The organism is Bradyrhizobium sp. 930_D9_N1_4, from assembly GCF_052076015.1.
Lineage (GTDB): Bacteria > Pseudomonadota > Alphaproteobacteria > Rhizobiales > Xanthobacteraceae > Bradyrhizobium.
The window spans coordinates 4,039,575-4,065,948 of record NZ_CP197236.1 but is presented as its reverse complement, the minus strand read 5'-3'; the positions used below and the strand labels follow the sequence as shown (position 1 = coordinate 4,065,948).

Below are 26,374 nucleotides of genomic sequence, written 5' to 3'. Positions count from 1 at the left end.
TGGGTGCGGTCGCATGATTGTGGTTTTGCAGATCGGGCACCTCAACCGAAGGGTTGAAGCGCTGGTTTTTCCTGTGCTGTCGAGCGGCGAGTATCGACTAGCTCCCTGAGCGGCGTCTGCGCGCCGGGAGAGGGCGTGCTCCCAAACAGGTTGATCGGCAACGGCATGGCGTGCCGGTTGCCGCCATCGCAGGGAGCGCTGCCTTCGCATCTCGTAGCTGTGAAGCCGCGTCAGATTGCGGCGGGACGGGCGGCGTATCACATCAGCTGGAACGGTTGCTCGATGGGAGCCGATACGATGCGCTGCGTTTTGGCCATGGGCCTCTTGATCGTCCTCTGCACGTCGGCAAGCGCCGCAACGGTGCATCACGCCGGCGTGCGCGATTCCGCGACACGCCATCCTCCGGTCGACCGTCCCGGTCCGGACGTGAATTCTCGCGCGCGCTTCGCGGTCCCGGGCTGGAGCGACGAGGCAACGCGGCGCTGGCTCAACAGTGCCTCGTCCAACGTCGGCCGAGGCGGATAATGTCGAAAAATCGGGAGACGTGTGAACCAGTTCACACATGATCGGCGAGGCCACTGCTATGAAGGCCTCATTGCTTTACCGATTGATATTTTGAAAACGCCCCAGCGCTCCCTACCAGGCGCTGGGGTTTTCCATTTCGGCTGCCTGCGATGGCAGGGCAGCTAAGCGGCCTGCTCCTCGAATGATGTGTAGACCCGGCCAGCGGGATCGACGATCTGAACGTCCCAGCACCCGTCCTGGACGAGCTCCCTGGCCTTCTTGAGGGCGGCCTCAAGCGAGAGCCGCTTGAGGCTGACGATGCCTGCCGTGTCGAAACCGCTGATTTCAAACATGCCGTTCCTCCCTGTTTCCCCGAATCTTACACCTTTTGCGACAGTTGTCTGCGGCCTTGTCGCGCGGTTCCATCGCATGGACACCGTATTCGGCCGGGGTGGCCGGGCAGGCCGAACGGCGACGTCGCTAACGTGGAATTAAGCCAAAAAGCTCACAATTTTAGGCAGTTGCGTAAGTGAGTGCTGCGTAAAGGAGGCGTCACGAGGACGTTCCGGCGATGGCCTCCTTTTGCCCACTCATGAGGTCAATGCAGATGACCACGACATCCGAAGCGCAGGGCCTCGTCGAAGAACTCGACCCCGCAGCACTCGCGCTCGCCGCAGCGCCCGAATCGGCCGTCCCGGAAGTGCCGGCGCCGCCCAGGCGCTCCAGCCGGGTCTTGGCCTTGTCGGTCTGCGCCTTGGCCATCAATGGCGCGGCGGCGATCTACACCTTGCCGTCCGATTTTCAGTCCGCGGCTGTCGGCAGCCTGGCCGAACTGCTTCCGCGCCGGGACGCTTCCGCGCCGAAACCGGATCCGGTGGTCGCCGCCTTGAAGGATATCCAGTCGGCCCAGCAGCAACACACCGCTTCGCTCCAGGAAAGCAACTCCGCCTTGCAGCAAAATGCGGTTCGGCAGCAGCAGGATTCGATGGTGCTGCTGTCCCTGCGCCAGAGCATCACGGACGAACGGGTCGATGTGAGGAAGATATCGTCGCAGCTGTCGACGCTGATCGCGAAGATCGACTCGTTGCAAAACGTCGTGACGTCGGACGTCACGTCCTCCATTCGACGCGCGAATGCGCGCTACGGACTGTCGGCGGCGATGCGCAAGCGGATGGTTCGGCAGCCGAAATCGGTAGGGCCGATTTCGGTCGGCGGCGCGCCGCTGACCGTGCCGGCTGCGGCGCCGGAGAGCTGAGGGCAGCTCACGCAGCGAGACGCAAGCGTTGCGCACGGGATTTTCCGTCATCGCAAGCAGCTTGCGTGCGGCAATCCCTGACGGGCAGCCTGGCAACCGATTAGCGGACGCGAGCAATCGCGGGGCGGCTTTGATTTCTCAGCTAGGTTTACTTTGGCTGTGGTGAGCGCGCTGGGGCTCGAACCCAGGACCCCGTGATTAAAAGTCACGTGCTCTACCGGCTGAGCTACGCGCTCCCATGGCCGCTGGATGGCTTCAAAAGTCGATCGCCATCGTCTTCGGACATTCGAGAAGCATGTCTTGCCGCTGCGCGTAACCTGCGTCGCGGGGAAAAACCGGCTGTTTCCGGATCATGCTTTCGGCCCGCGCTGTGTAGGGGGAGTGGCGGCGGAGGTCAATAGCAGGGGCGGCTGCCGAAAGAGGTAGCTGGAGCGAGGAATTGCTTGCGGTATCCGTCGTTTAGGCCGGGATTTTCAACTCGATTGGTGCGCCGTCATCCACGCCCAAAGCGCCCATGACTTTTAATCACGGGGTCTGAGCGCCCAGGTTTGGATGCGTCACTTCACGTCGCGCCGGACCTCGCTCGGCACCGGCTGCGGCGTGCCGGCTGGGTTCGGCAGGGCGACGGGGCGCAGGCCGATCAGTTCGGCGGTGCGGATCGCGCTGTCGCGCCAGAACTGGAACGAGTTGATGCGGCTGAGCTCGAGGATGGCGATCGCGACCGCCGCCAGGAACGGCAGGCTTTGCAGCACCAGCACGCCCGCGAAGATGTAGATCTCGGTGATCTGCCGAAAACTATTGGTCGCGACCAGCACGCCGGCGCCGATCAGCAGCAGGGCGCCGATCACGGCCTCCCAGAACGCCTGGAACTCGATCGACATCCGGCTCAGGCCGCCCTTGGAGGTGCGGGCGAACGCGATGTGCTCGGTGATGAGACCCTGCGCGACCGCGCGCGACACCGTCCACTGCACGCTCATCGCGGCGATCATGGCGCCGAGCATCTGGCCCGGCTTGATCGCGACGCGGGCGCGATACATCGACAGGAAGTGCGCGAGCGAGACGATGAAGGCGCCGATGATCGGCAGCGTCAGGATCTTGTCGGGGATGGCGATGTCGGCGAAGGCGACGATCGGCACCCAGACGAGGTTGAGCAGGGCCACGACGACGCCGAGGCTTTCGGCCCCGAGCCAGTTCAGCCAGCCCAGGCCGTATTCGCGCTTCTGGTCGGGCGTCAGCCGGCTCTTGCCGGGGAGGAACTGCCGCCAGTGCTTCTTCACGATCTGGAGGCCGCCATAGGCCCAGCGGTGACGCTGCTTCTTGAAGGCCTCGTAGGTGTCGGGCAGCAGGCCCTGGCCGTAGCGGTAGCGGGTGTAGTGCGTGGTCCAGCCGAGCTCCTGGATCGCAAGCCCGAGATCCGAGTCCTCGCAGATCGTGTCGGATGACCAGCCGCCGGCCATGTCCATCGCGGCGCGGCGGATCAGGCACATCGTGCCGTGCACGATGACGGCGTTGAGCTCGTTGCGCTGGACCATGCCGATGTCGAAGAAGCCGGCATATTCGCCGTTCATGATGTAGTGCATGATCGACAGATCGCCGTCGCGGTGCTCCTGCGGCGCCTGCACGAGGCCGACGCTGGGGTCGGCAAAGGCCGGCACGAGGTCCTTCAGCCAGTCGGGATCGACGACATAGTCGGCATCGAGAATGCCGATGATCTCGGCATCGACGGCGGTGCGGTCCATCGCGATGCGCAGCGCGCCCGCCTTGAAGCCCTGCACCTTCTCCGCGTTGATGAACTTGAAGCGTTCACCGAGCGCGCGGCAATGGTCCTGGATCGGCTGCCAGAAGGCGGGATCGGGCGTGTTGTTGATGATGACCACGCATTCGTAGTTCGGGTAGTTCAGCCGCGACAGCGCATCGAGCGTCTGTTTCAGCATCTCGACCGGCTCGAAATAGGCGGGGATGTGGATCGAGACCTTCGGGTAGTAATTTTCCGGGACGTTCTCGACCGGCTTGTCCTTGGCGAGCAGCCGCTGCGGCGGCCGGCCGAACGCGACGGCCGCGATCTCGTCAATGCGGGCCATCGCAATCAGGACGAGAGGAACAAGGAGGATCATGCCGAGCGTCAGCGCGAAGGCCGAGCCGAAGATGAAATAATGGTCGTTCCAGAACGCGAACACGGTGGCCGTCCAGGCGCCCACGCCATTGGCGGTTGCCGATAGCAGGAAGGCCTGCTTCGCGGTCGGCTTCTCCAGCCGCAGGATCGGCAGCGACAGCAGGACGCCGACGAGAAGCGCGATTCCCATCAGCTTCCAGTAGTCGGGGTTCTCGACCGGGCCGGTCCAGGCGAATTTCGGCTCGCGGCTGGCGTTCAGGATGCCCCAGTACGGACCGACGCCACCTTCGAAGAATTTCCACGGCTGATCGATGGCTTCGACGATGTTGTATTCCATGCCGATGGCTTCGGCGCGGCTGACGAAATTGCGCAGGGTCAGCGCCTGCTGGAACGGGCCCGGATCGGCGTTGCGCAGATTGTAGCCCTGGCTCGGCCAGCCGAATTCGGCGATCACGATGCGCTTGCCGGGGAACAGATTGCGCAGCAAGTTATAGCGGTCGACGGCCTGGTCGACCGCCTGGTCCGACCGGAAGTTTTCCCAATAGGGCAGCACGTGGGCGGCGATGAAGTCGACGTTGGAGGCAAGGTCGGGATTGTCGCGCCAGATGTTCCAGATCTCGCCGGTGGTGACGGGCACGCGGACCGAGCCCTTCACCTTCTTGATCATGTCGATGAGGTCTTCGACCTTCTGCTCGCCGCGGTAGATCACCTCGTTGCCGACCACGACGCCGACGACGTTGCTGTTCTTGCGGGCGAGCTCGATGGCGGCCTTGATCTCGCGCTCGTTGCGATCCTTGTCCTTGTCGATCCAGGCGCCGACGGTGACCTTGATACCGAACTCGGCCGCGATCGGCGGCACCAGCTCGACGCCGCCGGTGGACGAATAGAGGCGGATCGCGCGCGTCATCGTCGACAGCGTCTTCAAATCGGCGCGGATTTTCTCGATGGACGGAATGTTGTCGATGTCGGGGTGGGCCGAGCCTTCGAACGGCGCGTAGGAGACGCTGGGCAACAGGCCCTTGAAGTCAGGCGCAGGTTGCTTGTCGCGCAAGACTCCCCACAGCCCTGCGTGAAGCACGGACACGAGCAACAGAACGGCGGCGACAACGCGCATCGCGGCTAAACCAAAAGGGGCTGAGGGGGCAGGGCAGCGGATCCGACCCCGAGATCCGACCAAGTCCGCGGCAAGTGGAGCATACCTCTGCCGCGCGGTTTCACAACTGTCATGCCCTCATGACCGTATGAGGGCGTGACGCTTCGGAGTGTGCGGCAGTGCCAGCCGCGTCTATGGACGATCGTTCCTGAACGGCGGCTGAAACGATCGCGGCTATTTCGGGGGCGCCGGTGACGGGCTCGCTGCGGGCGAAGGGCTTGCAGCCGGCTGCGGCTGGGCGTTGTTGGCGGCCGGAGCTGCCGGCTGGGAGGCCGCAGCCGCCGCCTGCTGCGGTTGGGCCGCCGGATTGATCCAGCAAGCGTGCACACGGCTGTCCAAGGTCTCGGCGACCTTGGGGTCGATCTGGCCGCCGAACCGGGTCAGGCAGCGGAAGGCGGCCTGGACGTGCCCGCCGGGGCAACCGAAGCGGTCGTAGAGGTCGAGATGGCGGAACGCGGTGTCGAGGTCGTCCCGCCACATCAGCCGCACCACGCGCCGGCCGAGCCAGACGCATTCGGGATTGCCGGCCGGGCCGTTGATGACTTGTGCGGCTTCGGAGAACTCGTCGGTACGGCGCTGGTTCTGGGCGGCGTCCTTGGCGGCGGCATCGGCGGGCTGGGCGGCGGCCTTGCCCTGATCCGGGGCGGGCGTACCGCTCTGGGCGGAGGCTCCGGCAACGCCGGCCAGGAGGAGCATGGAGGAGACGGCCAAGGTGGCGGCCAACTGCCGCAGGACCGCATTTCGTAACTCGAACACCCGTTGCCGCATGAATTCCCCAATATATCAGCTGACCGCCCGCGTCAGGATCCCGCGGACGCGCCGGTGATGGCGTCCAAATGGGTCTCCAATGCGGCGGAAAAGTCCTCCCGAGTCCATGGCCTGAATTTCGAATTTTGTCCAGCAAAGTCACGATCCTAGGCCTCTGTCGAACGGCCGCAGGCAAATTCCTCGGGGGAGGGACGGGGCGTCCCTCTCGTCACCCCTTGGCAGATGGCCTGCGAGCAGGTAATCGACGGCACCTCGCGGAGGACGGAACCGATTTCACTTCGTACGCCACTGGCGCTTCTGCTCGTCTCACTGGGTGCGATTGCTGCCGTGTGGTGGTGGCTTGCCACGCCGATCACGCTCGCGCGCGCCCCGATCGATCCCGCCGACAAGGTTCAATGCGTCTCCTACGCGCCGTTCCGCGGCGAGCAGACGCCGCTGAACGCGTGGACCCATATCGAAGCCGACCAGATCGAGCAGGATCTGCGCCAGCTCAAGGAGATCACCGACTGCGTCCGCACCTATTCGATGGAGAACGGCCTCGACCAGGTGCCGGCGATCGCCGCCAGGCTCGGCGGGCTGAAGGTGCTCCAGGGCATCTGGCTCTCCAGCAACCGCACCAAGAATTTTGAGCAGGCCGCGCTCGCGGTCCGCCTCTCTAAGGATTTCCCCGGAACCGTCACCAGCATCATCGTCGGCAACGAGGTGCTGCTGCGCGGCGAGATGACGACGGCGGACCTCGTCTCCATCATCCGCTCGGTGAAGGCGCAGGTCAGCGTGCCCGTGACCTATGCCGACGTCTGGGAATTCTGGCTCAGGAATCGCGAGATCTATGACGCCGTCGATTTCGTCACGATCCACATCCTGCCATATTGGGAAGACATTCCGGTCAAGGCGAAGTTCGCGGCAAGCCATGTCGAGGCGATCCGCGAGCGCATGGCGGTGGCCTTCCCCGGCAAGGAGATCCTGATCGGCGAGACCGGTTGGCCGAGCGAAGGGCGCATGCGCGAGGGCGCGCTGCCGTCGCGCACCAACCAGGCGCGCGTCGTCTCGGAAATCCTGGGTCTTGCGAAAGCCAACAAGTTTCGCGTCAACCTGATCGAGTCCTACGACCAGCCCTGGAAGCGCAAGCTGGAAGGCACCGTCGGCGGTTATTGGGGGCTCTATGACTCCGTGCGCCGGAACCTGAAATATCCGCCGGGCCAGCCGATCAGCAATTTTCCGTTCTGGAAATGGTACATGGGCGCGGGCATGGGCCTCTGCGTGCTGGTGTTCGCAGTTGCGGGCCTCACGCTGCGGAGGCGGCCGTGGACGCCGCGGTTCTCGGCGTGGCTCGGCGTCGCCATCTCGGCGACATCAGCGGGCATCCTGCTCGGGATCGGCGTCGACAAGATGTACTATGAGAGCTACGGCATCGCCGGCTGGCTGCATTGGGGTGTCCTGCTGCTCGCCGGCATCCTGTCGCCGATCTTCTGTGCGCAGGCGATGGTGATCGGCCGGAGTCTACCGACCTTTCTCGATCTGCTGGGGCCGCGCGAGGGCCGCAAATGGTCGAAGCTCACGGCCGTGCTCGGCCTGACGCTGGCGGTGACCGCCGTGATCGCGGCGCAGACCGCGCTCGCCTTCGTGTTCGACCCGCGCTACCACGACTTCCCCTACGCGTCGCTGACGATGGCGGTGGTGCCGTTCGCGCTGTTGATGCTGAACCGGCCGCAGATCGGCCAGCGTCCGATCGCGGAGTCGGTCTTCGCCGGCGTGCTGACGCTGTCCGCGGCCTATGTGCTCTTCAACGAAGGCCGCGAGAACTGGCAGTCGCTGTGGACCTGCGCGATCTATCTCTTGTTCGCGCTCACGCTGTGGCGGGCGCGGGCCGAGCAAATCCAAGGATGAGCAGGCCGATCGCAAGGCCCGCCAGCACGATATTGTAGAGCACGATGCCAAGGCCCGCGGCGATGATGCCGACGGTCAGCAACACGATCGACGGCCGCATCAGGTTCAGCGTCGCAGCGACGAGTGCGACAATGCCGAACACCGAATTCTTGAACAGCACGGTCGAGACCGAGCGCGCCTTGCAGATCAGCGTCTGCAAGCCGGCGTCGCAGGCCAGTCCGGTGGTCGAGAGCTCGATGCCGAGATAGCGCAGATAGAGCGCATAGCCGACGCTGGCAAAACCGACGACGATCAGGAACTGCACCTGGTAGGGCGTGAGGCGGAAGGGCTTTTTTGTCATGGCCGCAATATGGTCGGGATGACGGAAGGGGGCAACAGGGCAGGTGGACCTTTCTTGGCGAATTTGCGTACGAAACTCGCGTTGCCCGCTAATGTTGATTGATCCTGTCGCGCTGAATATCAACTTCAAGCGCCGGATCCCGCGCCCACTTGAAGTAAGCCATATCGATAACCCGGGTGCCTTTAACGAAGCGGGCATCATGGCGATGCCAGTATTCGATGACTCGTCGCGGCTCGCTGTTCATGCTTGCGCCGGAACGGCATGCATGAAGGTCATCTGGATCACCGTCGTGACGGGGCGGGTCACCATAATGTAGCGTCTTGCTACGAATAGCCTCGGCGATTGTCCCCTCACGGAAATTGACCGACGATAACGCAACGTGGAATTTGCGCTGGCACGACTGACAAGCGATCTCAACGAGTGCGATTTCGCCAATGTGAATGTTTGCCGAACGTGCGGGCTCGAAGATGCAATAGCGGGGTACGGCGTGCTCGTCGAACCAGATTGGTGGCGTGCTGATGCGGCAGATGATGTCGTCGTAGCTCGTGTGCATGGCTGGTCCTGAGCGAAGCTGTCAGGACTCTACCACAAGTTCAGACTTCGCGTTCGCTACCGCCTGAAGAACGACGACAGCGTCGATCCTGCCGACGCGGTTTCCGGCTTCGCCGCCTGTGCGGCCGGCGGCTGCGGCGCGGGGGCCGGCGCGGGCTCCTCGCGCTTCGAGGAGCGCTTTGACGAGTAGCTGCGGCGGCGCTTGTCCGGTTTGGCGGCGGGCGCGGGGGCAGGTGCGGTCTCGGCTTGCGGCACCGAGTCCTGGGTCTTCTCGGAGCTCTTTTCCTGAACCCGGTCCTGGGACTTCTCTTGTCCCTTGTCCGGACCGCCGCGCATCGACAGGCGCTGGCCGTCGAATACAGCGGTCTCGCAATGGCGGTCGCTTTCGGCAAGGCCCGCGCAGAGTTTTGCGGCGGCGGCAGCGTTGATCAGTGGACCGGCGCCCAGGCGCAGCTGCATGCCGAGGCCGGTGCTGCCTTCCTTGATCATGATGATCGGCCGCAGTGCTGCGACTTCCGGATTGGATTTGGTGACGCCGCGCCAGAGTGCGCGCAGGCCGTCGAGCGAGTTGGCGCCGCCGAGGTCGATCGCAAAGCGCGTCTGCTGGACTGCGATTGCAGGCGCTTCGGCTTCGGCGGCCTCCGGCGGCTTGGCAGGGAGGGCTGCGACTTCGGTCGCGACGGGCGCCGGCTCGGGCTTCTTCTCGGCGGCCTTCTCGTTTGCCTTCTCGGTCGCCTCGGGCGGAATCAGCTTCGAGGCCGCCGCATCGGGCGGCGCCATCATCGACTTGGACGGCACCAGCGGAAGCATGGGCAATGCGGACGTCGTTGCCGGCGCCTGCGACACCAGCGAGGCGGCGGCCGCGGTCTGTGGCGGCGGGCTCGCCTGTTCCTTGGAAGTGTCCTTGGCGGCGTCCTTCGTGTCCTTGCCTGCGTCCGCGCGTGGCTTGTCGCTCGCCGGAGCGGGCATCGAGGCGACCGGCGCGACGCTGGGGGCCGGTGGTCCGACCAAAGCCGGCGCATCCTGCGGCTTCGCGGCGGAGGTCTGCGATGCTGCCGCGTTCTGCTTGGCGATGGCACCGGTGACGGAATCAATCCCTTGCTCCAGCACAGTGACGCGCGAATAGAGCCGGTCGCGATCGGTGTTCAGCGTCTCGATGGCGGAGGCGAGGCGGCGGGCCTCGTTCTGGCTTTCCTTGGTCAGCACCTGTAGCCGGTCGGCCTGGCGCGACAGATCCGCAGAGGCGACCTGATCACGCCGCCAGCCGAGCTGCGCCTGATTGGCCAATACGGCCAGCACGACGGCGCCTACGGCAGCCGCGCCCCACGAGGCCAGCCGCCACGCCATGCGGCGGTCAAACGCGCTTTCCTCGGCCAAAAGTCCGGAGAACAGCCCGCCGGTCTCCTTGGTGCCGAAGGCATCCGCTAGTGGGTCGGAATCCTTTGCCATGAACGCTAAGTGCCCAGCCCCGAAGCTTCCCCGAATCAGTCAGGGAACATTAACAGGAAAACCCGGTCGCACTTGAACTCCGGGCGTTTGCGGGGGTAGCAAGGCTGCAAGCTCATGACGGCATCGGCCCGCCGCTGCCAATCGATTCGGCCGTATCTGACAGGATCTCGATGACCGCACGTTCCAGCCTCACGATCGTGCTCGCCGCCGGCGAAGGCACGCGCATGCGCTCACAACTGCCGAAAGTGCTGCATCCGGTGGCTCACCAGACGCTGCTCGCCCATGTGCTTGCCGCAGCTCCCAAGGGAACCGGCACCTCGCTCGCGGTCGTGATCGGCCCCGACCATCAGGCGGTCGCCGATGAGGCGAGGCGCATCCGACCCGACGCGCTGACTTTCGTGCAAGCCGAACGGCTCGGCACCGCGCATGCGGTGCTGGCGGCACGCGAGGCGATTGCCCGCGGCGTCGACGATCTGCTCATTGCCTTCGGCGACACGCCGCTGATTTCGGCCGAGACCTTTGCACGATTGCGCGCGCCGCTTGCCAAGGGCGCTGCAATCGCTGCACTTGGTTTCCGCGCGGCCGATCCCACCGGCTATGGCCGCTTCATCGTCGAGGGCGACCGGCTGGTCGCGATCCGCGAGCAGGCCGATGCCAGCGACGCCGAGCGCAAGATCGATCTGTGCAATGCCGGTGTGATGGCGATCGACGGCCGCCGCGCGCTCGAAATTCTGAGCAAGATCGGCAATGCGAATTCCAAGGGCGAATATTATCTGACCGACGCGGTCGAAATCGTCCGCAAGCAGGGGTGGGAGTCCGTGGTGATCGAGACCAGCGAGGACGAGGTGCGCGGCATCAACACCAAGGCGCAGCTCGCCGAGGCCGAAAGCGTGATGCAGGCACGGCTGCGCAAGGCGGCGATGGACGCGGGCGTGACGTTGATCGCGCCGGAGAGCGTTTATCTGTCCGCCGATACCCAGTTCGGCAAGGACGTCACCATCGAGCCGTTCGTGGTGATAGGCCCCGGCGTATCCATCGCCGACGGCACGGTGATCCATTCCTTTTCGCACATCGTGCAGACCACGCTTGGCAAGAACGTCTCGATCGGTCCCTATGCGCGCTTAAGGCCCGGCACCTCGCTCGGCGACGGCGCGCGCATCGGCAATTTCGTGGAGACCAAGGCCGCGACGCTGGAGGCCGGCGTCAAGGTCAATCATCTCTCCTACATTGGCGATGCCACCATCGGCGCCAACTCTAACATCGGCGCGGGCACCATCACCTGCAACTACGATGGCTTCAAGAAGCACAAGACGGTGATCGGGCAGGGCGCCTTCGTCGGCACCAACTCCTCGCTGGTCGCGCCCGTGAAGATCGGCAACGGCGCCTATATCGGCTCCGGTTCGGTGATCACGCGCGACGTGCCGGACGATGCGATGGCGCTGGAGCGCAGCCCGCAGACCATCCGCGAAGGCGGCGCTGCGCGCTACCGCGAGATGAAGACCAGCGGCAGGAAAGTCGAGAAGACACCCGGGACGTGAGCGCCGCTAGTCGTCGTCGGCGACGTCCGAGAACATCGCGCGTGCCAGGCGCCAGCCGCGCGGCCTTGCGCGCTTTGCCGGTTCGCCGGCGGTCTGCGTGATGAGGGCAGGCTTGCCTTCCTTGCCTCGCTCCATGGCGCGGTGAGGCGGCGGCCAATGCGCAAGGTGCGTGCCTGTGGTCTCGCTGGCGCGCACGAGTGTCGATGACAGACCTTTGCGGTCGGATGAGCCTTTCATGGCCATATCTCCCTGAGGGGGAATCGTTGGTCAAATTTGTTGACAAGAAGTTAATCGGCGCGGTTTAACGCCGGCCAATTCGACGCACACGAAGCTGGACGCGAGTCCGCGCTGTCTCAATCAGCAATAATTATTGAGTATCTGGTTCCTTAGGAACTTCGCTAAAAACCGAGCGCGTCGTTTAGGCGATTTTTCGACGATTTGGGGGATATTGATCCGCATGTGCGGGATTGTCGGCATTCTCGGGCGCGAACCGGTTGCAGAGCAATTGGTGGATTCGCTCAAACGTCTTGAATATCGCGGCTACGACTCCGCGGGCGTCGCCACGCTCGAAGGCAAGCATCTCGAGCGCCGCCGCGCCGAGGGCAAGCTGAAGAATTTGGAGAAGCGGCTCGAAGCCGAGCCGCTGAAGGGCACGACCGGAATCGGTCATACCCGCTGGGCCACCCACGGCAAGCCGACCGTCAACAATGCCCATCCGCACGCGACCGAGCGCGTCGCTGTCGTTCATAACGGCATCATCGAGAATTTTCGAGAGCTGCGCGAGGAGCTCGAGAAGAAGGGCGCGGTGTTCCACACCGAGACCGACACCGAGATCGTGCTGCATCTGGTCGACGATCTGCTGACCCGCGGCAACAAGCCCGTGGAAGCGGTGAAGCTGGCCCTGGCGCGCTTGCGCGGTGCCTTCGCGCTCGGCTTCATCTTCGCCGGCGAAGACGACCTCATGATCGGCGCCCGCAACGGCCCGCCGCTCGCAATCGGCTATGGCGACGGCGAGATGTATCTCGGCTCCGACGCCATCGCGCTCGGCCCGTTCACCGACACGATCAGCTATCTCGAGGACGGCGACTGGGTCGTGCTGACCCACAAGAGCGCCTCGGTCTTCGACAAGGACGGCCACGCCGTCCAGCGCGAGAAGATCAAGCACGCCGCCTCGACCTCGCTGGTGGACAAGGCCAATTACCGACACTTCATGGCCAAGGAGATCCACGAGCAGCCGGAAGTGGTCGGCCACACGCTGGCGCGCTATGTCGACATGGCGACCGAACGCGTCTCGCTGCCGGTCAAGCTGCCGTTCGACTTCAAGAACATCCAGCGCATCAACATCACCGCCTGCGGCACCGCGAGCTATGCCGGCTTCGTCGCAAAATACTGGTTCGAGCGCTTTGCGCGCGTGCCGGTCGAGGTCGATGTCGCCTCCGAATTCCGCTACCGCGAGGCGCCCTTGCGCAAGGGCGATCTCGCCATCTTCATCTCGCAGTCCGGCGAGACCGCCGACACCCTGGCGGCGCTGCGTTACGCCAAGGCCGAGGGCGTGCACACGGTGGCCGTCGTCAACGTGCCGACCTCGACGATCGCGCGCGAGAGCGAAACGGTGCTGCAAACGCTGGCCGGCCCCGAGATCGGCGTCGCCTCGACCAAAGCCTTCACCTGCCAGCTCATGGTGCTGGCAAACCTTGCGATCGCCGCCGGCAAGGCTAGAGGCGAATTGTCCGACGCGGACGAGACCAAGCTGGTCCACGGACTGGTCGAGATCCCGCGTTTGATGTCGGACGCGCTCACCACCGAGCTCCAGATCGAGAAGCTGGCGCGCGAGATCGCGAAGTCGCGCGACGTGCTCTATCTCGGCCGCGGCACCAGCTTCCCGCTGGCGCTGGAAGGCGCGCTGAAGCTGAAGGAGATCTCCTACATCCACGCCGAGGGCTATGCCGCCGGCGAACTCAAGCACGGCCCGATCGCGCTGATCGACGAGACCATGCCTGTCGTCGTCATCGCGCCCTACGACCGCGTGTTCGAGAAGACCGTCTCCAACATGCAGGAGGTCGCCGCCCGCGGCGGCAAGATCATCCTGATGACCGACGCCAAGGGGGCGGAGGAGGCGACTGTCGATTCGCTCGTCACCATCGTCATGCCCGACATGGCGGCGGCGTTCACGCCGATGGTCTATGCCGTCCCGGTGCAGCTGCTCGCCTACCATACGGCGGTCATCATGGGCACCGACGTCGACCAGCCGCGTAATCTCGCCAAATCGGTAACCGTGGAATAGGCAGAAGGGATCAGGCCGCGCTCTTCCAAAACCTGCTAGAAGACCCTAGCTTGAGTGTAGCGACCGACCTGGAACCCGAATGACCACCCGCGACGACGCGCCTGCGCCGCTTGATCCCGCGCCGGAACCGCATACCGGCCTGATGGGCCGCTTCCGCAATTACTTCCTCACCGGCCTCGTCGTGACGGGGCCGGTCGCAATCACCTTCTATCTGGTCTGGTGGTTCGTCACCTGGGTCGACGGCGTGGTGCGGCCGTTCGTGCCGTTGGCCTATCGGCCCGAAACCTACATGCCGTACGTCATCCCCGGCTGGGGACTGATTGTGGCATTCTTCACGCTGACGCTGGTCGGATTCCTCGCCGCCAATCTGATCGGCCGGACGCTGGTCGATGTCGGCGAGACCTTCCTCGGCCGAATCCCGGCGGTGCGCGCCATCTACCGCGGCCTGAAACAGGTGTTCGAGACGCTGTTCTCGGGCAAGGGCTCGAGCTTCCGCAAAGTCGGCCTGGTCGAGTTTCCTTCGCCCGGCATGTGGTCGATCGTCCTGATCTCGCAATCGCCGAACGAGGACATTGCGCGCAGCCTGCCCGGGCAGGAGGAGCACGTCTCGGTGTTCCTGCCGTGCTCGCCGAACCCGACGACCGGTTTCTTCTTCTACGTGCCCAGGAGCAAGATCGTCGAGGTCGACATGAGCACCGAAGATGCCGCGACGCTGATCATGTCGGCCGGCGTGGTGCAGCCGGGCTCGGCGCCCGACCCGAAGAAGGCCGCCGCGCTCGCGGGCATGGCGAATGCGGCGCGCATCGCCAATGCGTCAGCGCTCCAGCCGCAGCCTGCGAAGGTGGAGTAGGGCCATTCCGGTTTCGGATGGCCGCCGGTCACGCATGCGTTCGCATCGTCTGCTACTCTCCGGTTGATCTGAGCGGCTCGCTCGGAATTCGACCTGGAGTGCACGATGTCCAAGACCATTGCGATCCTCGCCCCCGGTGCCATGGGCAGCGCGGTGGCACGCCGCCTGGCAGAGAATGGCGCGCGTGTGCTGACCTCCCTGAAGGGACGAAGCGAGGCCACGTTGAAACGCGCGGCGGATGCCGGCATGATCGGCGCCGAAGACGACGCGATCGCAGACGCCGACATCATCCTCTCGATCGTGCCGCCCGGCGAAGCGGTGGCTTTGGCCGAACGACTGGCCGCGTTGATCGTCAGGCGCGAGAAAAAGCCGATCGTGGTCGATTGCAACGCGGTCAACGTCGGTACCGTGCAACGGATCGAGGAGATCATCGGCTCGGCGCAGGCACCGTTCGTCGATGGCGGCATCATCGGCTTCCCGCCGCAGCCCGGCGGCAAGAGCCCGGCCTTCTACATGTCCGGCGAGTACGCCAAGGACGTCGCGTTTCTCAAAGATTTCGGTCTGGACGTACGGATCGTCGAGGGACCGGTCGGTGCGGCGTCGGCGCTCAAAATGTCCTATGCCGGCATCGTCAAGGGTCTCGCCGGCATCAGCTCGGCCATGGTGGTCGCGGCGACGAAAGCGGGCGCGGCAGATGCGCTGCGTAACGAGCTCGCGCTGAGCCAGCCCGCGGTGCTGGCGCGGCTCGAAGTCGCGTTGCCCGACATGCTTCCAAAGGCCTATCGCTGGGTCGCGGAGATGCGGGAGATTTCCGGCTTCCTCGGCCCCGATCACCCGGCCAGCCAGATCTACGAGGGTTTTGCGCGTTGGTTCGAGCACCTCGCTGGGGATGTGAATGGGGAGGCGGTGGATGCCGATCTCATGAAGGCGTTCGCGGCGAGCATCGCGACGAAGAAAACCTGATCGCTCGCACTCACTCGCCGTTCACTGAAACCGACTCCAGAAAACCCTCAATGTCCCGGTCGCGTCTCAGGCGTACGACCGGGACATCCGGACCATACTGCCGCCGTTCGGCCTCGATAACGGGCGCGCGCTCCACATCGTAGCGCCACGCTTCCCGCATCAGTTTCCAGTCGAATTGTTCCGGACACCCCTCGGGCAGATCCGGCCGCGTCGTGTCGCGATCGAAGGCCGAGCGCCAGAGAATGCGCCACTGGCAGAGCCAGCGCGGGCGGTCGATGACAACGAGAATATCGGCACGCGCCATCGTGAGATCGAACGCCAGCCCCGAAAAGCTGCCGTCGACCACCCATGCATCGCCCGCGATCGCATCCGCGACGCGCGTGCGAAAGCTCGGCGTATCGGACGGCTTCCAGCCCGGTCGCCAGTAAAGCACGTCGAGATGCACTACAGGCAATCCGAGCTTCCGCCCGAGATTCCGGGAAAGGCTTGTCTTTCCGCTCCCCTGGGAGCCGACGACGATGATCCGGCGCATGGCGCGAGGGTTTCACGAAATCAGCATCGGGGAAAGACCACGCAAACCACACCCGCTTTATTACCTCTGATGTAATTGAGCCAATTCGCGGCCCGACTAGTTTCCCGCTCATCGCCACCGCAAGAGGAGAGAGATATGCAGGCCGTGTTTACGAAGCAGGAGCCGCCGCAATGGCTGCTCGATATGTGGAAAGAGATCGACGACAAGACCTTCGGACGAGGTTTTGATTGCTTTGCCGACGATGCCGTCTGCAATCTCGGCGTCGCCGACTGGAAGGGGCGGGAAGCAATCCGTGCCAATCTGAAGGCCTTCATCGACACCGGCTTCACGGCGCTGCATCACATCACCGAGTACTGGGATGCCGGGTCGCTGAAGGTGTTTCGCGGCGTCGTGGACATGACGCCCGACGATCCCTCGATGAAGACGGTACATCCGACGATGACGCATTTCTTCTACATGGACGAGCGGGACGTGACCAAGGTGCGGCACTGGGTGGGGGCCGTAGGGCCCGTCGCCTTCGGTTGATCTTCCGTCATTGGCAACCCAACTAGTGTCCCGGGACGCCCCCGGGACACCGGCGCTCGCGCGCTGACGACACCGCGCCACCGACAGGAAGGATCGTTCGACCATGAAAGCTGTGGCCAGCGCGCTCAGGGCACGTGCGACATCTGCGGGCGCGCTGTTGCGTCAATGGCGGGACATTCGTGGCAAGACGCAGCTCGATCTGTCGTTCGATGCCGGCGTCTCGCAGAAGCATATCAGCTTCGTCGAGAGCGGCCGCAGCATTCCGAGCCGCCAGATGCTGCTTGATCTTGCGCAAGCCCTCGACGTCCCCTTGCGTGAGCGCAACGAGTTGTTGTTGGCTGCCGGCTACGCGCCGTCATATGCCGATCCCGCGCTTGAGGCGCCCGCCATGACGACCATCAACCGTGCCTTGCAACGGATGCTGCGCCAGCACGAGCCGTTTCCGGCGATCGTCATGGACCGCTACTGGAACGTGCTGATGACCAATGAGGCGGCGCCGCTCCTGTTCAACTGCTTCATCGACTTGTCGGCGCGGCCGATACCCAGAAACCTGTTGCATCTGATGTTCGATCCTGACGGCATGCGCCCCTTCATCGCGAACTGGCCGCAGACCGCTCGCGGATTGCTGGCACGGGTGTATCGTGAAGCTGTCGGACACGTCGTCGACATCAGGACGAAGGCGCTGCTGGAGCAACTGTCGCACTATCCCGGCGTGAAGCCGGAATGGCGCGCGCCGTCGGCCTCCGATGCGATGCCGATGATCCCGCTCTCCTTCGTCAAGGACGGCGTGACGCTCGACTTTTTTTCCCTGGTCACGACGGTCGGAACGCCGCAGACGGTGACGGCCGAAGAGCTGCGGCTCGAATGCATGTTCCCAGCCAATGATGCGACCGAGGCGGAGCACGGCAGGTTCGTGCGCGTGCATGCAGGGTGAGGGGGCGTCGCCGCGAGTCAACCCGATCGATGGGGGCCTAGCTCTACCTACACCGTCATTGCGAGCGCGGCGAAGCAATCCAGAATCTTTCCGCGGAGACAGTCTGGATTGCTTCGCTGCGCTCGCAATGACGAGGAGGAGACGGCACGAGGCCCATCTGTTATTGTTTCCGCGGAAGCAGGTTTTTCAGATGGGAGTTCGAATGAGAGTGCTGGTGATCGGCGCAGGCGCGCTCGGCGGTTATTACGGAGCTTGCCTGGTCCGAGCGGGCGCTGACGTGACCTTTCTGGTACGGTCCCGGCGTGCGGAGCAGTTGCAGCGGGATGGATTGAGGGTCGTGAGCCCGCATGGCGACTTTGCCCTGCAGCCGAAGATTCTCCTGGCTGACGACCTCAAGGAGCCCTTCGACGTCGTGCTGGTCGGCGTGAAAGCCTACTCGCTCGACGAAGCGATGAGCCAGTTTGCTCCGGCGGTTGGTGCCGGCACGATGATTGTGCCGATCCTGAATGGGTTGAAACATATCGACGCTCTGACGGCGCGGTTCGGCGCCGCGCATGTCCTCGGCGGGCTCGCCAACGTCAGTGCCGGGCTCGATGCGGATGGCCGTGTCGTTCAGTTCATGGCCAATCAGACGATCGTCTTCGGCGAGACCAGGGGCGCGTTGAGTGATCGCGTGCTCGCGCTGGAGAAGCTGCTGCGGGTCTCCGGCATCGATGTGCGCGCCAGCGACGCGATCATGCAGGACATGTGGGAGAAATTCGTCCAACTCACGACGCTCGCTAGCATCACCTGCCTGATGCGCGCCAGCATCGGAGATATCCTGACGGTGCCGAACGGCGAGGCGTCCATCTTCCGCCTGTTTGCGGAATGCTGCGCGGTTGCGACGGCCTCCGGCTACGAGCCGCGCGCGCCGTTCATCGAGTTCGACCGAAAGCTCTTCACCACGGTGAACTCGCCGCTCAAGGCGTCGATGTTACGCGACATCGAGCGCGGCTCGGTCACCGAGGCGGAGCACATTCTCGGCGATATGGCCAACCGCGCCCGTGCGCTCGGCATCGACACACCGCTGCTGGATCTGGCGCGCGCGCATGTGGCGGCCTACGAAGTGGCGCGTCAGAGAGGAGCCGGCTAACCCGCGCCGATCAGCGGGATCGCCTCGTCCCGCTCGTAGAGATACAGGAGGCAGCGCAGCGCCTCGCCACGCTCGCCCTTCAGCTTCGGATCGTCTTTGAGGATGCGCAGCGCCTCGTCCCTGGCCTGCGTAATGAGCTGGCCGTGGACCTCAGAGCGGGCGATGCGGTAGCCGGGCAGGCCGCTCTGGCGCACGCCGAGCACGTCGCCTTCGCCGCGCAGCTTCAGATCTTCCTCGGCGATGCGAAAGCCGTCGGTGGTCTCGCGGATCACCTTCAGCCGGGACTTCGACATCTCGCCAAGCGGCTCCGAATAGAGCAAAAGGCAGGTCGAAGCCTCCGAACCACGCCCGATGCGGCCGCGCAGCTGGTGCAGCTGGGCAAGGCCGAAACGCTCGGCATTCTCGATCACCATGATGGTTGCGGCGGGCACGTCGACGCCGACCTCGACGACTGTGGTCGCGACCAGAAGTCCGATCTCGTGGGCGGCGAACTGGCCCATCACGCGGTCCTTCTCGGTGCCCTTCATCTGGCCGTGGACGAGACCGACGCGGTCGCCGAAACGTTTTTGCAGGCTCTCGAAACGTTTGGTCGCATTGGTCAAGTGCTCGGTACCCTCGGCCTCGGATTCCTCCACCAGCGGGCAGATCCAGTAGACCAGCGTGCCCGCCTGCAAGGCGCGGCCGATGCTCTCTGTGACTTCTTCGAGGCGGCTCATCGAGATCGTGCGGGTCTCGATCGGTTGGCGGCCGGCCGGCTTTTCGCGCAGTTCGGAGATGTCCATATCGCCGAAATAGGTCAGCACAAGGGTACGCGGAATCGGCGTGGCGCTGAGCACCAGCACGTCGACCGCGTCGCCCTTGGACGTGAGCGCAAGGCGCTCGCGCACGCCGAAGCGATGCTGCTCGTCGACAATGGCGAGGGCGAGATCGTGGAAGATGACGTCGTCCTGGATCAGCGCGTGGGTGCCGACGAGGAGATTGATTTCGCCGGCTTCGAGTTGCGCCAGCAGCTCGCGCCGCTCTTTGCCTTTTTCCCGCCCCGTGAGGATGGCGACCCGCAAGCCGGCGCGCTCCGCAAGCGGCGCGATCGTCTTGATGTGCTGGCGCGCCAGAATTTCGGTGGGCGCCATCAGTGCGGCCTGCTTGCCGACTTCGGCCACGGCTGCGGCCGCCAGCAGCGCCACCACGGTCTTGCCGGAGCCGACGTCGCCCTGGAGCAGGCGCAGCATGCGCACCGGCTGTTGCAGGTCGCTCGCGATAGCCGCGGCTGCCTCACGCTGGGAGGACGTCAAGGCATAGGGCAGGGCATCGATGATCTTGTTGCGCAGATGGCCGTCACCGGCATTGCGGACCCCGGCCGGGCGGCGCAATTGCGCCCGGATCAGTGCCAGCGCGAGCTGTCCGGCCAGCAGTTCGTCGAAGGCGAGGCGCGACCAGAACGGTTTTTCGGGCAGGATGTCCGTCAGCTCGACCGGCTGATGGACGCGGTTCAGGGCTTCCGCGATCGGCGGAAAGTGACAGCGCCGCATCACCTCCGGGCTGATCCATTCCGGCAGAGCGGGCAACTTCAGGAGTGCTTGCGACACGGCGCGGCGCAGCGAGCCGAGCGCGAGGCCCTCCGTCAGCGGATAGACGGGGTCGATGCCCGACAGCTTCGAGATCGCCTCCTCGTCGAGCACGCGGTCGGGATGCACGATCTGCGGGATACCGTCATACATCTGGAGCGTGCCGGAGACGAAACGCTTCTCGCCGATCGGCAAGAGCTTTTCGACATAGCCGGGCTTGGCGCGGAAGAAGGTCAGCACGACGTCGCCGGTATCGTCGCTGGCATAGACCAGATAGGGCGCGCGGGCGTTGCGCGGCGGGGGCGGGCGGTGGCGATCGACGGTGACTTCCAGCGTCACCATGGTTCCCTGGGCGGCGTCACGGATCTTCGGCCGCTCGCGGCGGTCGATGACCTTGCTCGGCAAATGCAGCAGGAGATCCACCAGCCGCGGCGTCTCGTTGCGGCTGAGCAGATATTGCAGCAGCTTGTCCTGCTTCGGACCGACGCCGGACAGGCTGGTCACGGGGGCAAACAGCGGATTGAGCAGGCTGGGGCGCATGGATGGGAATCTAAGGTTGTTCCTCGCCGTCATGCCCGGCTTTATGCCGGGCATCCACGTCTTTTTTCGCTGCCTTACGTGGGTGGCCGGGACAAGCCCGGCCATGACGGATCGGATGGGCGAACTGTCGCAACAAAGGGCTGACACGGGCGGTCCGAGTGGCTATATCACCCCCGCCCGGCACGTCCGGGCTTTCGGCGTTTGACTGGATCTGAGACATGACGGGAACGACACGATCGAGCAACGGGCTGGACGACCGCCGCAAGCGGCTGCTGTTCCGTTGCTGGCACCGCGGCACGCGCGAAATGGATTTGATCCTCGGCCGCTTTGCCGATGCCGAGATCGGCAATTTGTCCGATGCCGAGCTGACCGAGCTGGAGACCCTGCTCGAAGAGTCCGATCCCGACCTCTATGCCGCCATCACCGGCGACAAGGTGTTGCCACCTGATGTCACCGGCGCGATCTTCGCCCGCATCAAGGCGTTCCCGATTACGGACGGCGATTTATGAAACCCGGTCTGAAGTCGCCGGCCGAGCTGCTCACGCCCGGCCGCGCGGTGACGCTTGCCAATGTCGCCGAGGGCGCCGAGGGTCTCGTCGTCTCCGATCTCGCGCGCGCCATCGCGGCGCGGCCGAAGAAGCCGGCCGTCAGCCTCGCCGTGGTCTGCCGTGACGGCGCGCGGATGCAGCAGCTCGAACGCGCGCTGCAATTCTTCGCGCCTGATCTGCCGGTGCTGACGTTTCCGGCCTGGGACTGCCAGCCCTATGACCGTGTCTCGCCGCATGGCGGCATTCTCGCCCAGCGCCTGACCACGCTGGCGCGGCTGGCCTCGCTTACCGGCAGCGACAAGCCGCTGATCGTGCTGACGACGGTGAACGCGGTGGTGCAACGCGTGCCTGCGCGCGAGCTCGTTGCCGCGCAAGCGCTGTCGGTCGCGCCCGGCAACGTCGTGCCGATGGACACCATCGTCGCCTGGCTCGAGCACAACGGCTACAACCGCTCCTCGACCGTGCGCGAGCCCGGCGAATATGCCGTACGCGGCGGCATCCTCGATCTGTTTCCGGCTGGTCTCGAGCAACCCGTCCGCTTCGACTTCTTCGGCGACAGCCTGGAATCGATCCGTACCTTCGACGCCGAGACCCAGCGCACATTGCTCGACATGCGCGCGCTCAATCTCGTACCGGTCTCCGAATTCCAGCTCGTCACCGACACCATCCGTCGCTTCCGGATGGGCTATGTCGCCGAGTTCGGCGCGCCCGAGCGTGACGATGCGCTCTACGAGGCCGTCAGCGAAGGCCGCCGCCATCCCGGCATGGAGCACTGGCTGCCGCTGTTCCAGGACCGGATGGACACGCTGTTCGACTATCTGCAAGGCGCAGCCCTCGCGATCGAGCCGCAGGCCGAGGACGCCGTCCGCGAGCGCTTCAAGCAGATCCAGGACTATTACGAGGCCCGGCGCGATGCGTTGGGGCATCGGGCGGGTGGAGCGATCTACAAGCCGCTGCCGCCCGACCGGCTCTATCTGACCGAAGAGGAGTGGGGCAAGCGTCTCGGCGACATCCCGCTGGCGCGGTTGACGCAGTTCTCCGTGCCGGCCGATGGCACCAATGTCGTCGATGCCGGCGCACGCAAGGGCCGCGACTTCGCACCGGAGCGTAACGACGCCACGGTCAACGTATTCGAGGCCGTCGTCGCTCATGTGCATGGGCTGCTCACAAGCCGCAAGAAGGTCGTGATCGCGCTGTGGACCGAAGGCTCGCGCGACCGCATGATTTCGATGCTACGCGACCATAAGCTCACCCCCGTGACCAGCGTCAACAGCTGGCGGACGGTGCAGGCCACCCCGCGCAACGAGACCATGCTTGCCGTTCTCGGTCTGGAGAGCGGTTTCGAGACCGACGAGATCGCGCTGATCAGCGAGCAGGATATTCTGGGCGACCGCCTGGTGCGGCCGCGCAAGGCGAGCCGCAAGCTCGACAATTTCATCTCGGAGGTGACGAGTCTCGCCGCCGGCGACATCGTCGTCCATGCCGACCACGGCATCGGCCGCTTCATCGGCTTGCAGACGCTCGACGTCGCCGGCGCGCCGCATGACTGCCTCGAGCTGCATTATGCTGCCGACGCAAAACTGTTCCTGCCGGTGGAGAACATTGAGCTGCTTTCGCGCTACGGTTCCGACCAGACCACGGTCGAGCTCGATCGTCTCGGCGGCTCCGGCTGGCAGACCCGCAAGGCCAAGCTCAAGAACCGCATCCGCGAGATCGCGGGCGAGCTGATCAAGATCGCCGCCGCGCGCCATCTGCACGAGGCGCCGAAGCTGCCGGTGCAGCAGGGCATCTACGACGAGTTCTGCGCGCGCTTCCCCTATGACGAGACCGAGGATCAGTTAGGGGCCATCGAATCCACGCTCAAGGACCTCGAGCTCGGCCGTCCGATGGACCGGCTGATCTGCGGCGACGTGGGCTTCGGCAAGACCGAGGTGGCGTTGCGCGCGGCGTTTGCCGTTGCGCTCGAAGGCAAGCAAGTCGCGGTCGTGGTGCCAACCACACTGCTGGCCCGCCAGCATCACAGGACCTTCACCGAGCGCTTCAAGGGCTTTCCGGTGAACGTGGCGCAGGCCTCGCGCCTGGTCCCGACCAAGGAACTGAACCTGGTCAAGAAGGGCATCGCCGACGGCTCGGTCGACATCGTCGTCGGCACCCACGCGCTGCTCGGCAAGGCCATCAAATTCCGCGACCTCGGCCTCGTCATTGTCGACGAAGAGCAACATTTCGGTGTCACCCACAAGGAACGGCTGAAGGCGCTCCGCGCCGAGGTCCACGTGCTGACCTTATCGGCAACGCCGATCCCGCGCACGCTGCAACTGGCGCTGACCGGCGTCCGCGAACTCTCGATCATTGCCTCGCCCCCGGTGGACCGCCTCGCGGTTCGTACCTTCGTGGCCCCGCATGACCCTCTGATGATCCGCGAGGCGCTGCTGCGCGAGCGCTATCGCGGCGGCCAGGCCTTCTACGTGGTGCCGCGCATCGACGATCTCGCCGAGGTCAAGGACTTCCTCGACAAGAACGTGCCGGAGATGAAGGTCGCGGTCGCACACGGGCAGATGCCGCCCGCCGTGATCGAGGACATCATGACCGCCTTCTACGACGGCAAGTTCGACATCCTGCTGTCGACCACGATCGTGGAGTCCGGCCTCGACATCCCCAACGCCAACACGCTGATCGTGCACCGCGCCGACATGTTCGGCCTTGCCCAGCTCTACCAGCTGCGCGGCCGCGTCGGCCGGTCCAAGCTGCGGGCGTATGCGCTGTTCACGCTGCCGTCGCAGCAGAAGATCACGGCGCAGGCCGAGCGCCGGCTCACCGTGCTGCAATCGCTGGAGACTCTGGGCGCGGGCTTCCAGCTTGCCTCGCACGACCTCGACATCCGCGGCGCCGGCAATCTGCTCGGCGAAGAGCAGTCCGGCCACATCAAGGAGGTCGGCTTCGAGCTCTATCAATCGATGCTGGAGGAGGCGATCGTCAACCTCAAGGCCGGCGTCTCCGAGCCCGCGGCCGACCGCTGGTCGCCGTCGATCACCATCGGCATGCCCGTGCTCATTCCCGAGGATTATGTCGGCGATCTCTCGGTGCGGCTGTCGCTGTACCGGCGCCTCGCCGACCTCGACACCGAGGAGGAGATCGAGAATTTCGGCGCCGAGATGCGCGACCGTTTCGGCGTGCTGCCGGACGAGGTGCGCTATCTCTTCAAGGTCGCCGCGATCAAGGCGTTCTGCCGCCGGGCCAATGTCGGCAAGATCGACGCCGGCCCGAAGGGCGCGGTCATCGCCTTCCGCGACAACTCGTTCGCTCATCCCGAACGACTGGTGTCGTTCATCAAGAGCTATGGCCAGGCCGCCAAGGTGCGGCCCGACATGAAGGTGGTATTTTTACAGGATTGGGAGACGCCGGAAGAGCGTCTCGCCGGAACCACGGAGATCATGCGGCAGCTGGCGCAGCTCGCCGGGAGCAAGAAGGCGGCGTAGGAACTTCGGGATCAGTGACGCGGTATTTGGATACGAAAACAGCGGCATATGGCCACTTGCGGAATGGTCGAACAACAGCCATGTTCGATTCGAAGAGTTTCGGCCAAACGACTTGGCCCCCGTCACAGAGCCTCTGGCTCGTGCGACCCGCGACTGGTTTACCGGCCGCGGGCTTTTTGTAACCCCCATTACAACAACTGAGGTCGCGAGCGTGTCTGTCAATATTGATTCAGGCCAGGACAACGACGCCGAACACGACGACGTCATGTATCCGCAGGTCCTGCCGTTCATATTGGTTCACGCGGGATGCGTCGCGGCGATCTGGTCGGGCATTTCGTGGCAAGCCGTCACCATTTGCGTGGTTCTGTACTGGTTGCGCATGTTCGGGGTCACGGCCGGATACCATCGCTACTTCTCGCATCGGGCTTACGCGACCAGCCGGGTGTTTCAGTTTGTCCTGGCCTTCTTGGCCCAGAGCAGTGCCCAGAAGAGCGTGCTCTGGTGGGCTGCCAAGCATCGCCATCACCATCTTCACTCGGATACGGCGAAGGACGTGCATTCGCCCCGCCACAAGGGCTTCGTCTACAGTCATCTCGGCTGGATCTTCTACCGGCAGCACGACGGCACTGACCTTGTGAAGGTGTCGGATCTGGCGGCCTATCCCGAGCTGATGTGGCTGCACAAACTCGAGCTGCTGCCCGCATTCGTGCTCGCGGGGCTGTGCTTCCTCATCGCCGGGTGGTCGGGACTCGTGGTCGGCTTCCTCTGGAGCACCGTGCTGGTGTATCACGCCACGTTCTGCATCAACTCGCTCGCGCATGTTCACGGGCGCAAGCGGTATGTGACCGGTGACGACTCCCGCAACAACTGGGTGCTTGCGTTCTTCACGATGGGTGAGGGGTGGCACAACAATCACCACGCCTATCAGGCCAGCGCCCGGCAGGGCTTCTACTGGTACGAGATCGACTTCACCTATTATATCCTGGTGGCCCTGTCCTGGTTCGGGATCGTCCGGGATTTGAAAGCGCCGCCGAAGCAGGTTCTGCGCAATGAGCATCGGCTGGGATCGCGCGTGGTCAAGCAGGCGGCCGAGCAGCTTGCCGCCCGCTTCAATCCCGAACACATCGCGCTGGCGATCAGGACGTCGATCCACGAGACCGAATTGTCGGTGCGGGACGCGATCACTCTGTTGCAACAGCGTGCCGATCTGCGCCTGTCGAGCATGCCGACCCGCGAGCAATTGCTCGCCGAAGCGCAGCGCATGTTCACGAAGACGATGTCCCTGGACGACATCGTCGACCGTGCCTATGAGCGCCTGAGCGAGACCGTCGGCTTTCTCCTGGCCACGCCTGCGCCTGCTCTCGCAACCAGCGCGCAACCGGGGACGAATGGCGGCGGCTAGCGCGCGCTACCGTAGGGTGGGCAAAGCGGAGCGTGCCCACGCGTTTCGTCGTTGTTGAAAATGG

21 protein-coding genes and 1 tRNA gene are annotated in these 26,374 nt (G+C 64.6%); 12 read left to right on the top strand and 10 right to left on the bottom strand.

The features are described from left to right. Positions 1-686: 686 nt before the first annotated feature. Positions 687-857 carry a hypothetical protein gene (locus AB7532_RS19090; RefSeq protein WP_441236309.1) on the bottom strand — a complete coding sequence of 57 codons (171 nt, stop codon included), beginning with the start codon at positions 855-857 and terminating at the stop codon, positions 687-689. Between the two features lie 248 nt (positions 858-1,105). Here AB7532_RS19090 and AB7532_RS19085 point away from each other — a divergent pair, with 248 nt between their 5' ends. Continuing rightward, complete coding sequence (locus tag AB7532_RS19085) at positions 1,106-1,759, top strand: hypothetical protein (protein ID WP_441236308.1); 654 nt, start codon at positions 1,106-1,108, stop codon at positions 1,757-1,759. 160 nt (positions 1,760-1,919) lie between these two features. Here the strand turns inward: AB7532_RS19085 and AB7532_RS19080 are convergent. From AB7532_RS19080 to AB7532_RS19070, 3 genes are all read right to left on the bottom strand, one after another. Further along, positions 1,920-1,995: transfer RNA gene (locus tag AB7532_RS19080), tRNA-Lys, on the bottom strand. 321 nt (positions 1,996-2,316) lie between these two features. Next, positions 2,317-4,986, bottom strand: coding sequence for a glycosyltransferase (locus AB7532_RS19075; RefSeq protein WP_441236307.1), 2,670 nt, complete (start codon positions 4,984-4,986; stop codon positions 2,317-2,319). Positions 4,987-5,199: 213 nt separating this feature from the next. Then, positions 5,200-5,793, bottom strand: a complete 594-nt coding sequence (locus tag AB7532_RS19070) for a beta-1-3, beta-1-6-glucan biosynthesis protein (RefSeq protein WP_441236306.1) — start codon at positions 5,791-5,793, stop codon at positions 5,200-5,202. Positions 5,794-6,015: 222 nt separating this feature from the next. On the opposite strand from AB7532_RS19070, the gene AB7532_RS19065 reads away from it, so the two are divergent. Then, positions 6,016-7,680 carry a glycoside hydrolase family 17 protein gene (locus tag AB7532_RS19065; protein WP_441236305.1) on the top strand — a complete coding sequence of 555 codons (1,665 nt, stop codon included), beginning with the start codon at positions 6,016-6,018 and terminating at the stop codon, positions 7,678-7,680. On the opposite strand, the gene AB7532_RS19060 is transcribed toward AB7532_RS19065, so the two are convergent. The 3 genes from AB7532_RS19060 to AB7532_RS19050 all read right to left on the bottom strand — a co-directional run bounded on the left by AB7532_RS19060 (position 7,640) and on the right by AB7532_RS19050 (position 10,021). Further along, positions 7,640-8,020, bottom strand: coding sequence for a hypothetical protein (locus AB7532_RS19060; RefSeq protein ID WP_441236304.1), 381 nt, complete (start codon positions 8,018-8,020; stop codon positions 7,640-7,642). The genes AB7532_RS19065 and AB7532_RS19060 overlap by 41 nt on opposite strands. 88 nt (positions 8,021-8,108) lie before the next feature. Further along, positions 8,109-8,573 (bottom strand): hypothetical protein, encoded by a 465-nt coding sequence (locus AB7532_RS19055; RefSeq protein WP_441236303.1) that lies wholly within the window; start codon positions 8,571-8,573, stop codon positions 8,109-8,111. Positions 8,574-8,629: 56 nt separating this feature from the next. Continuing rightward, complete coding sequence (locus tag AB7532_RS19050; protein WP_441236302.1) at positions 8,630-10,021, bottom strand: hypothetical protein; 1,392 nt, start codon at positions 10,019-10,021, stop codon at positions 8,630-8,632. A gap of 170 nt (positions 10,022-10,191) precedes the next feature. On the opposite strand from AB7532_RS19050, the gene glmU reads away from it, so the two are divergent. After that, on the top strand, positions 10,192-11,559 hold the full coding sequence (gene glmU / locus AB7532_RS19045) for a bifunctional UDP-N-acetylglucosamine diphosphorylase/glucosamine-1-phosphate N-acetyltransferase GlmU (RefSeq protein ID WP_441236301.1): 1,368 nt from the start codon (positions 10,192-10,194) through the stop codon (positions 11,557-11,559). Positions 11,560-11,565: 6 nt separating this feature from the next. Here the strand turns inward: glmU and AB7532_RS19040 are convergent, their stop codons facing one another. Beyond that, positions 11,566-11,796: a hypothetical protein gene (locus tag AB7532_RS19040; protein ID WP_441236300.1), complete on the bottom strand. Its 231-nt coding sequence runs from the start codon at positions 11,794-11,796 to the stop codon at positions 11,566-11,568. 220 nt (positions 11,797-12,016) lie between these two features. On the opposite strand from AB7532_RS19040, the gene glmS reads away from it, so the two are divergent. The 3 genes from glmS to AB7532_RS19025 all read left to right on the top strand — a co-directional run bounded on the left by glmS (position 12,017) and on the right by AB7532_RS19025 (position 15,656). Further along, positions 12,017-13,843 carry a glutamine--fructose-6-phosphate transaminase (isomerizing) gene (gene glmS, locus AB7532_RS19035; RefSeq protein WP_441236299.1) on the top strand — a complete coding sequence of 609 codons (1,827 nt, stop codon included), beginning with the start codon at positions 12,017-12,019 and terminating at the stop codon, positions 13,841-13,843. A 79-nt stretch (positions 13,844-13,922) separates the two neighbouring features. Beyond that, positions 13,923-14,693 (top strand): DUF502 domain-containing protein, encoded by a 771-nt coding sequence (locus tag AB7532_RS19030; protein WP_441236298.1) that lies wholly within the window; start codon positions 13,923-13,925, stop codon positions 14,691-14,693. Between the two features lie 105 nt (positions 14,694-14,798). After that, positions 14,799-15,656, top strand: coding sequence for a DUF1932 domain-containing protein (locus AB7532_RS19025; RefSeq protein ID WP_441236297.1), 858 nt, complete (start codon positions 14,799-14,801; stop codon positions 15,654-15,656). Between the two features lie 10 nt (positions 15,657-15,666). Here the strand turns inward: AB7532_RS19025 and AB7532_RS19020 are convergent, their stop codons facing one another. Then, entirely contained in the window at positions 15,667-16,188 is a 522-nt protein-coding gene (locus tag AB7532_RS19020) for an AAA family ATPase (RefSeq protein WP_441236296.1), read from the bottom strand. 135 nt (positions 16,189-16,323) lie between these two features. On the opposite strand from AB7532_RS19020, the gene AB7532_RS19015 reads away from it, so the two are divergent. The 3 genes from AB7532_RS19015 to panE all read left to right on the top strand — a co-directional run bounded on the left by AB7532_RS19015 (position 16,324) and on the right by panE (position 18,779). Further along, entirely contained in the window at positions 16,324-16,713 is a 390-nt protein-coding gene (locus AB7532_RS19015; RefSeq protein ID WP_441236295.1) for a nuclear transport factor 2 family protein, read from the top strand. Between the two features lie 103 nt (positions 16,714-16,816). Further along, positions 16,817-17,647: a helix-turn-helix domain-containing protein gene (locus AB7532_RS19010; RefSeq protein ID WP_441236294.1), complete on the top strand. Its 831-nt coding sequence runs from the start codon at positions 16,817-16,819 to the stop codon at positions 17,645-17,647. 202 nt (positions 17,648-17,849) lie between these two features. Then, positions 17,850-18,779, top strand: coding sequence for a 2-dehydropantoate 2-reductase (panE, locus tag AB7532_RS19005; RefSeq protein WP_441236293.1), 930 nt, complete (start codon positions 17,850-17,852; stop codon positions 18,777-18,779). On the opposite strand, the gene recG is transcribed toward panE, so the two are convergent. Beyond that, entirely contained in the window at positions 18,776-20,884 is a 2,109-nt protein-coding gene (recG, locus tag AB7532_RS19000; protein ID WP_441236292.1) for an ATP-dependent DNA helicase RecG, read from the bottom strand. The two genes, panE and recG, sit on opposite strands and share 4 nt — an antisense overlap. Before the next feature lie 218 nt (positions 20,885-21,102). Between recG and AB7532_RS18995 the strand changes: the two genes are divergently transcribed. From AB7532_RS18995 to AB7532_RS18985, 3 genes are all read left to right on the top strand, one after another. Further along, on the top strand, positions 21,103-21,393 hold the full coding sequence (locus AB7532_RS18995) for an FAD assembly factor SdhE (RefSeq protein WP_247527272.1): 291 nt from the start codon (positions 21,103-21,105) through the stop codon (positions 21,391-21,393). Next, a complete protein-coding gene (gene mfd / locus AB7532_RS18990) occupies positions 21,390-24,908 on the top strand; it encodes a transcription-repair coupling factor (RefSeq protein WP_441236291.1) in 3,519 nt (1,172 codons plus the stop codon). The genes AB7532_RS18995 and mfd overlap by 4 nt, the downstream gene beginning before the upstream one ends. Positions 24,909-25,173: 265 nt before the next feature. Beyond that, complete coding sequence (locus tag AB7532_RS18985) at positions 25,174-26,310, top strand: acyl-CoA desaturase (RefSeq protein ID WP_441239307.1); 1,137 nt, start codon at positions 25,174-25,176, stop codon at positions 26,308-26,310. Positions 26,311-26,374 lie beyond the last annotated feature (64 nt).

Excerpts from the sequence above, each read along its gene's own strand:
- AB7532_RS19090 (WP_441236309.1), bottom strand. The coding sequence starts at position 857 with ATGTTTGAAATCAGCGGTTTCGACACGGCAGGCATCGTCAGCCTCAAG.
- AB7532_RS19085 (WP_441236308.1), top strand. The coding sequence starts at position 1,106 with ATGCAGATGACCACGACATCCGAAGCGCAGGGCCTCGTCGAAGAACTC.
- AB7532_RS19075 (WP_441236307.1), bottom strand. The coding sequence starts at position 4,986 with ATGCGCGTTGTCGCCGCCGTTCTGTTGCTCGTGTCCGTGCTTCACGCA.
- AB7532_RS19070 (WP_441236306.1), bottom strand. The coding sequence starts at position 5,793 with ATGCGGCAACGGGTGTTCGAGTTACGAAATGCGGTCCTGCGGCAGTTG.
- AB7532_RS19065 (WP_441236305.1), top strand. The coding sequence starts at position 6,016 with ATGGCCTGCGAGCAGGTAATCGACGGCACCTCGCGGAGGACGGAACCG.
- AB7532_RS19060 (WP_441236304.1), bottom strand. The coding sequence starts at position 8,020 with ATGACAAAAAAGCCCTTCCGCCTCACGCCCTACCAGGTGCAGTTCCTG.
- AB7532_RS19055 (WP_441236303.1), bottom strand. The coding sequence starts at position 8,573 with ATGCACACGAGCTACGACGACATCATCTGCCGCATCAGCACGCCACCA.
- AB7532_RS19050 (WP_441236302.1), bottom strand. The coding sequence starts at position 10,021 with ATGGCAAAGGATTCCGACCCACTAGCGGATGCCTTCGGCACCAAGGAG.
- glmU (WP_441236301.1), top strand. The coding sequence starts at position 10,192 with ATGACCGCACGTTCCAGCCTCACGATCGTGCTCGCCGCCGGCGAAGGC.
- AB7532_RS19040 (WP_441236300.1), bottom strand. The coding sequence starts at position 11,796 with ATGAAAGGCTCATCCGACCGCAAAGGTCTGTCATCGACACTCGTGCGC.
- glmS (WP_441236299.1), top strand. The coding sequence starts at position 12,017 with ATGTGCGGGATTGTCGGCATTCTCGGGCGCGAACCGGTTGCAGAGCAA.
- AB7532_RS19030 (WP_441236298.1), top strand. The coding sequence starts at position 13,923 with ATGACCACCCGCGACGACGCGCCTGCGCCGCTTGATCCCGCGCCGGAA.
- AB7532_RS19025 (WP_441236297.1), top strand. The coding sequence starts at position 14,799 with ATGTCCAAGACCATTGCGATCCTCGCCCCCGGTGCCATGGGCAGCGCG.
- AB7532_RS19020 (WP_441236296.1), bottom strand. The coding sequence starts at position 16,188 with ATGCGCCGGATCATCGTCGTCGGCTCCCAGGGGAGCGGAAAGACAAGC.
- AB7532_RS19015 (WP_441236295.1), top strand. The coding sequence starts at position 16,324 with ATGCAGGCCGTGTTTACGAAGCAGGAGCCGCCGCAATGGCTGCTCGAT.
- AB7532_RS19010 (WP_441236294.1), top strand. The coding sequence starts at position 16,817 with ATGAAAGCTGTGGCCAGCGCGCTCAGGGCACGTGCGACATCTGCGGGC.
- panE (WP_441236293.1), top strand. The coding sequence starts at position 17,850 with ATGAGAGTGCTGGTGATCGGCGCAGGCGCGCTCGGCGGTTATTACGGA.
- recG (WP_441236292.1), bottom strand. The coding sequence starts at position 20,884 with ATGCGCCCCAGCCTGCTCAATCCGCTGTTTGCCCCCGTGACCAGCCTG.
- AB7532_RS18995 (WP_247527272.1), top strand. The coding sequence starts at position 21,103 with ATGACGGGAACGACACGATCGAGCAACGGGCTGGACGACCGCCGCAAG.
- mfd (WP_441236291.1), top strand. The coding sequence starts at position 21,390 with ATGAAACCCGGTCTGAAGTCGCCGGCCGAGCTGCTCACGCCCGGCCGC.
- AB7532_RS18985 (WP_441239307.1), top strand. The coding sequence starts at position 25,174 with ATGTATCCGCAGGTCCTGCCGTTCATATTGGTTCACGCGGGATGCGTC.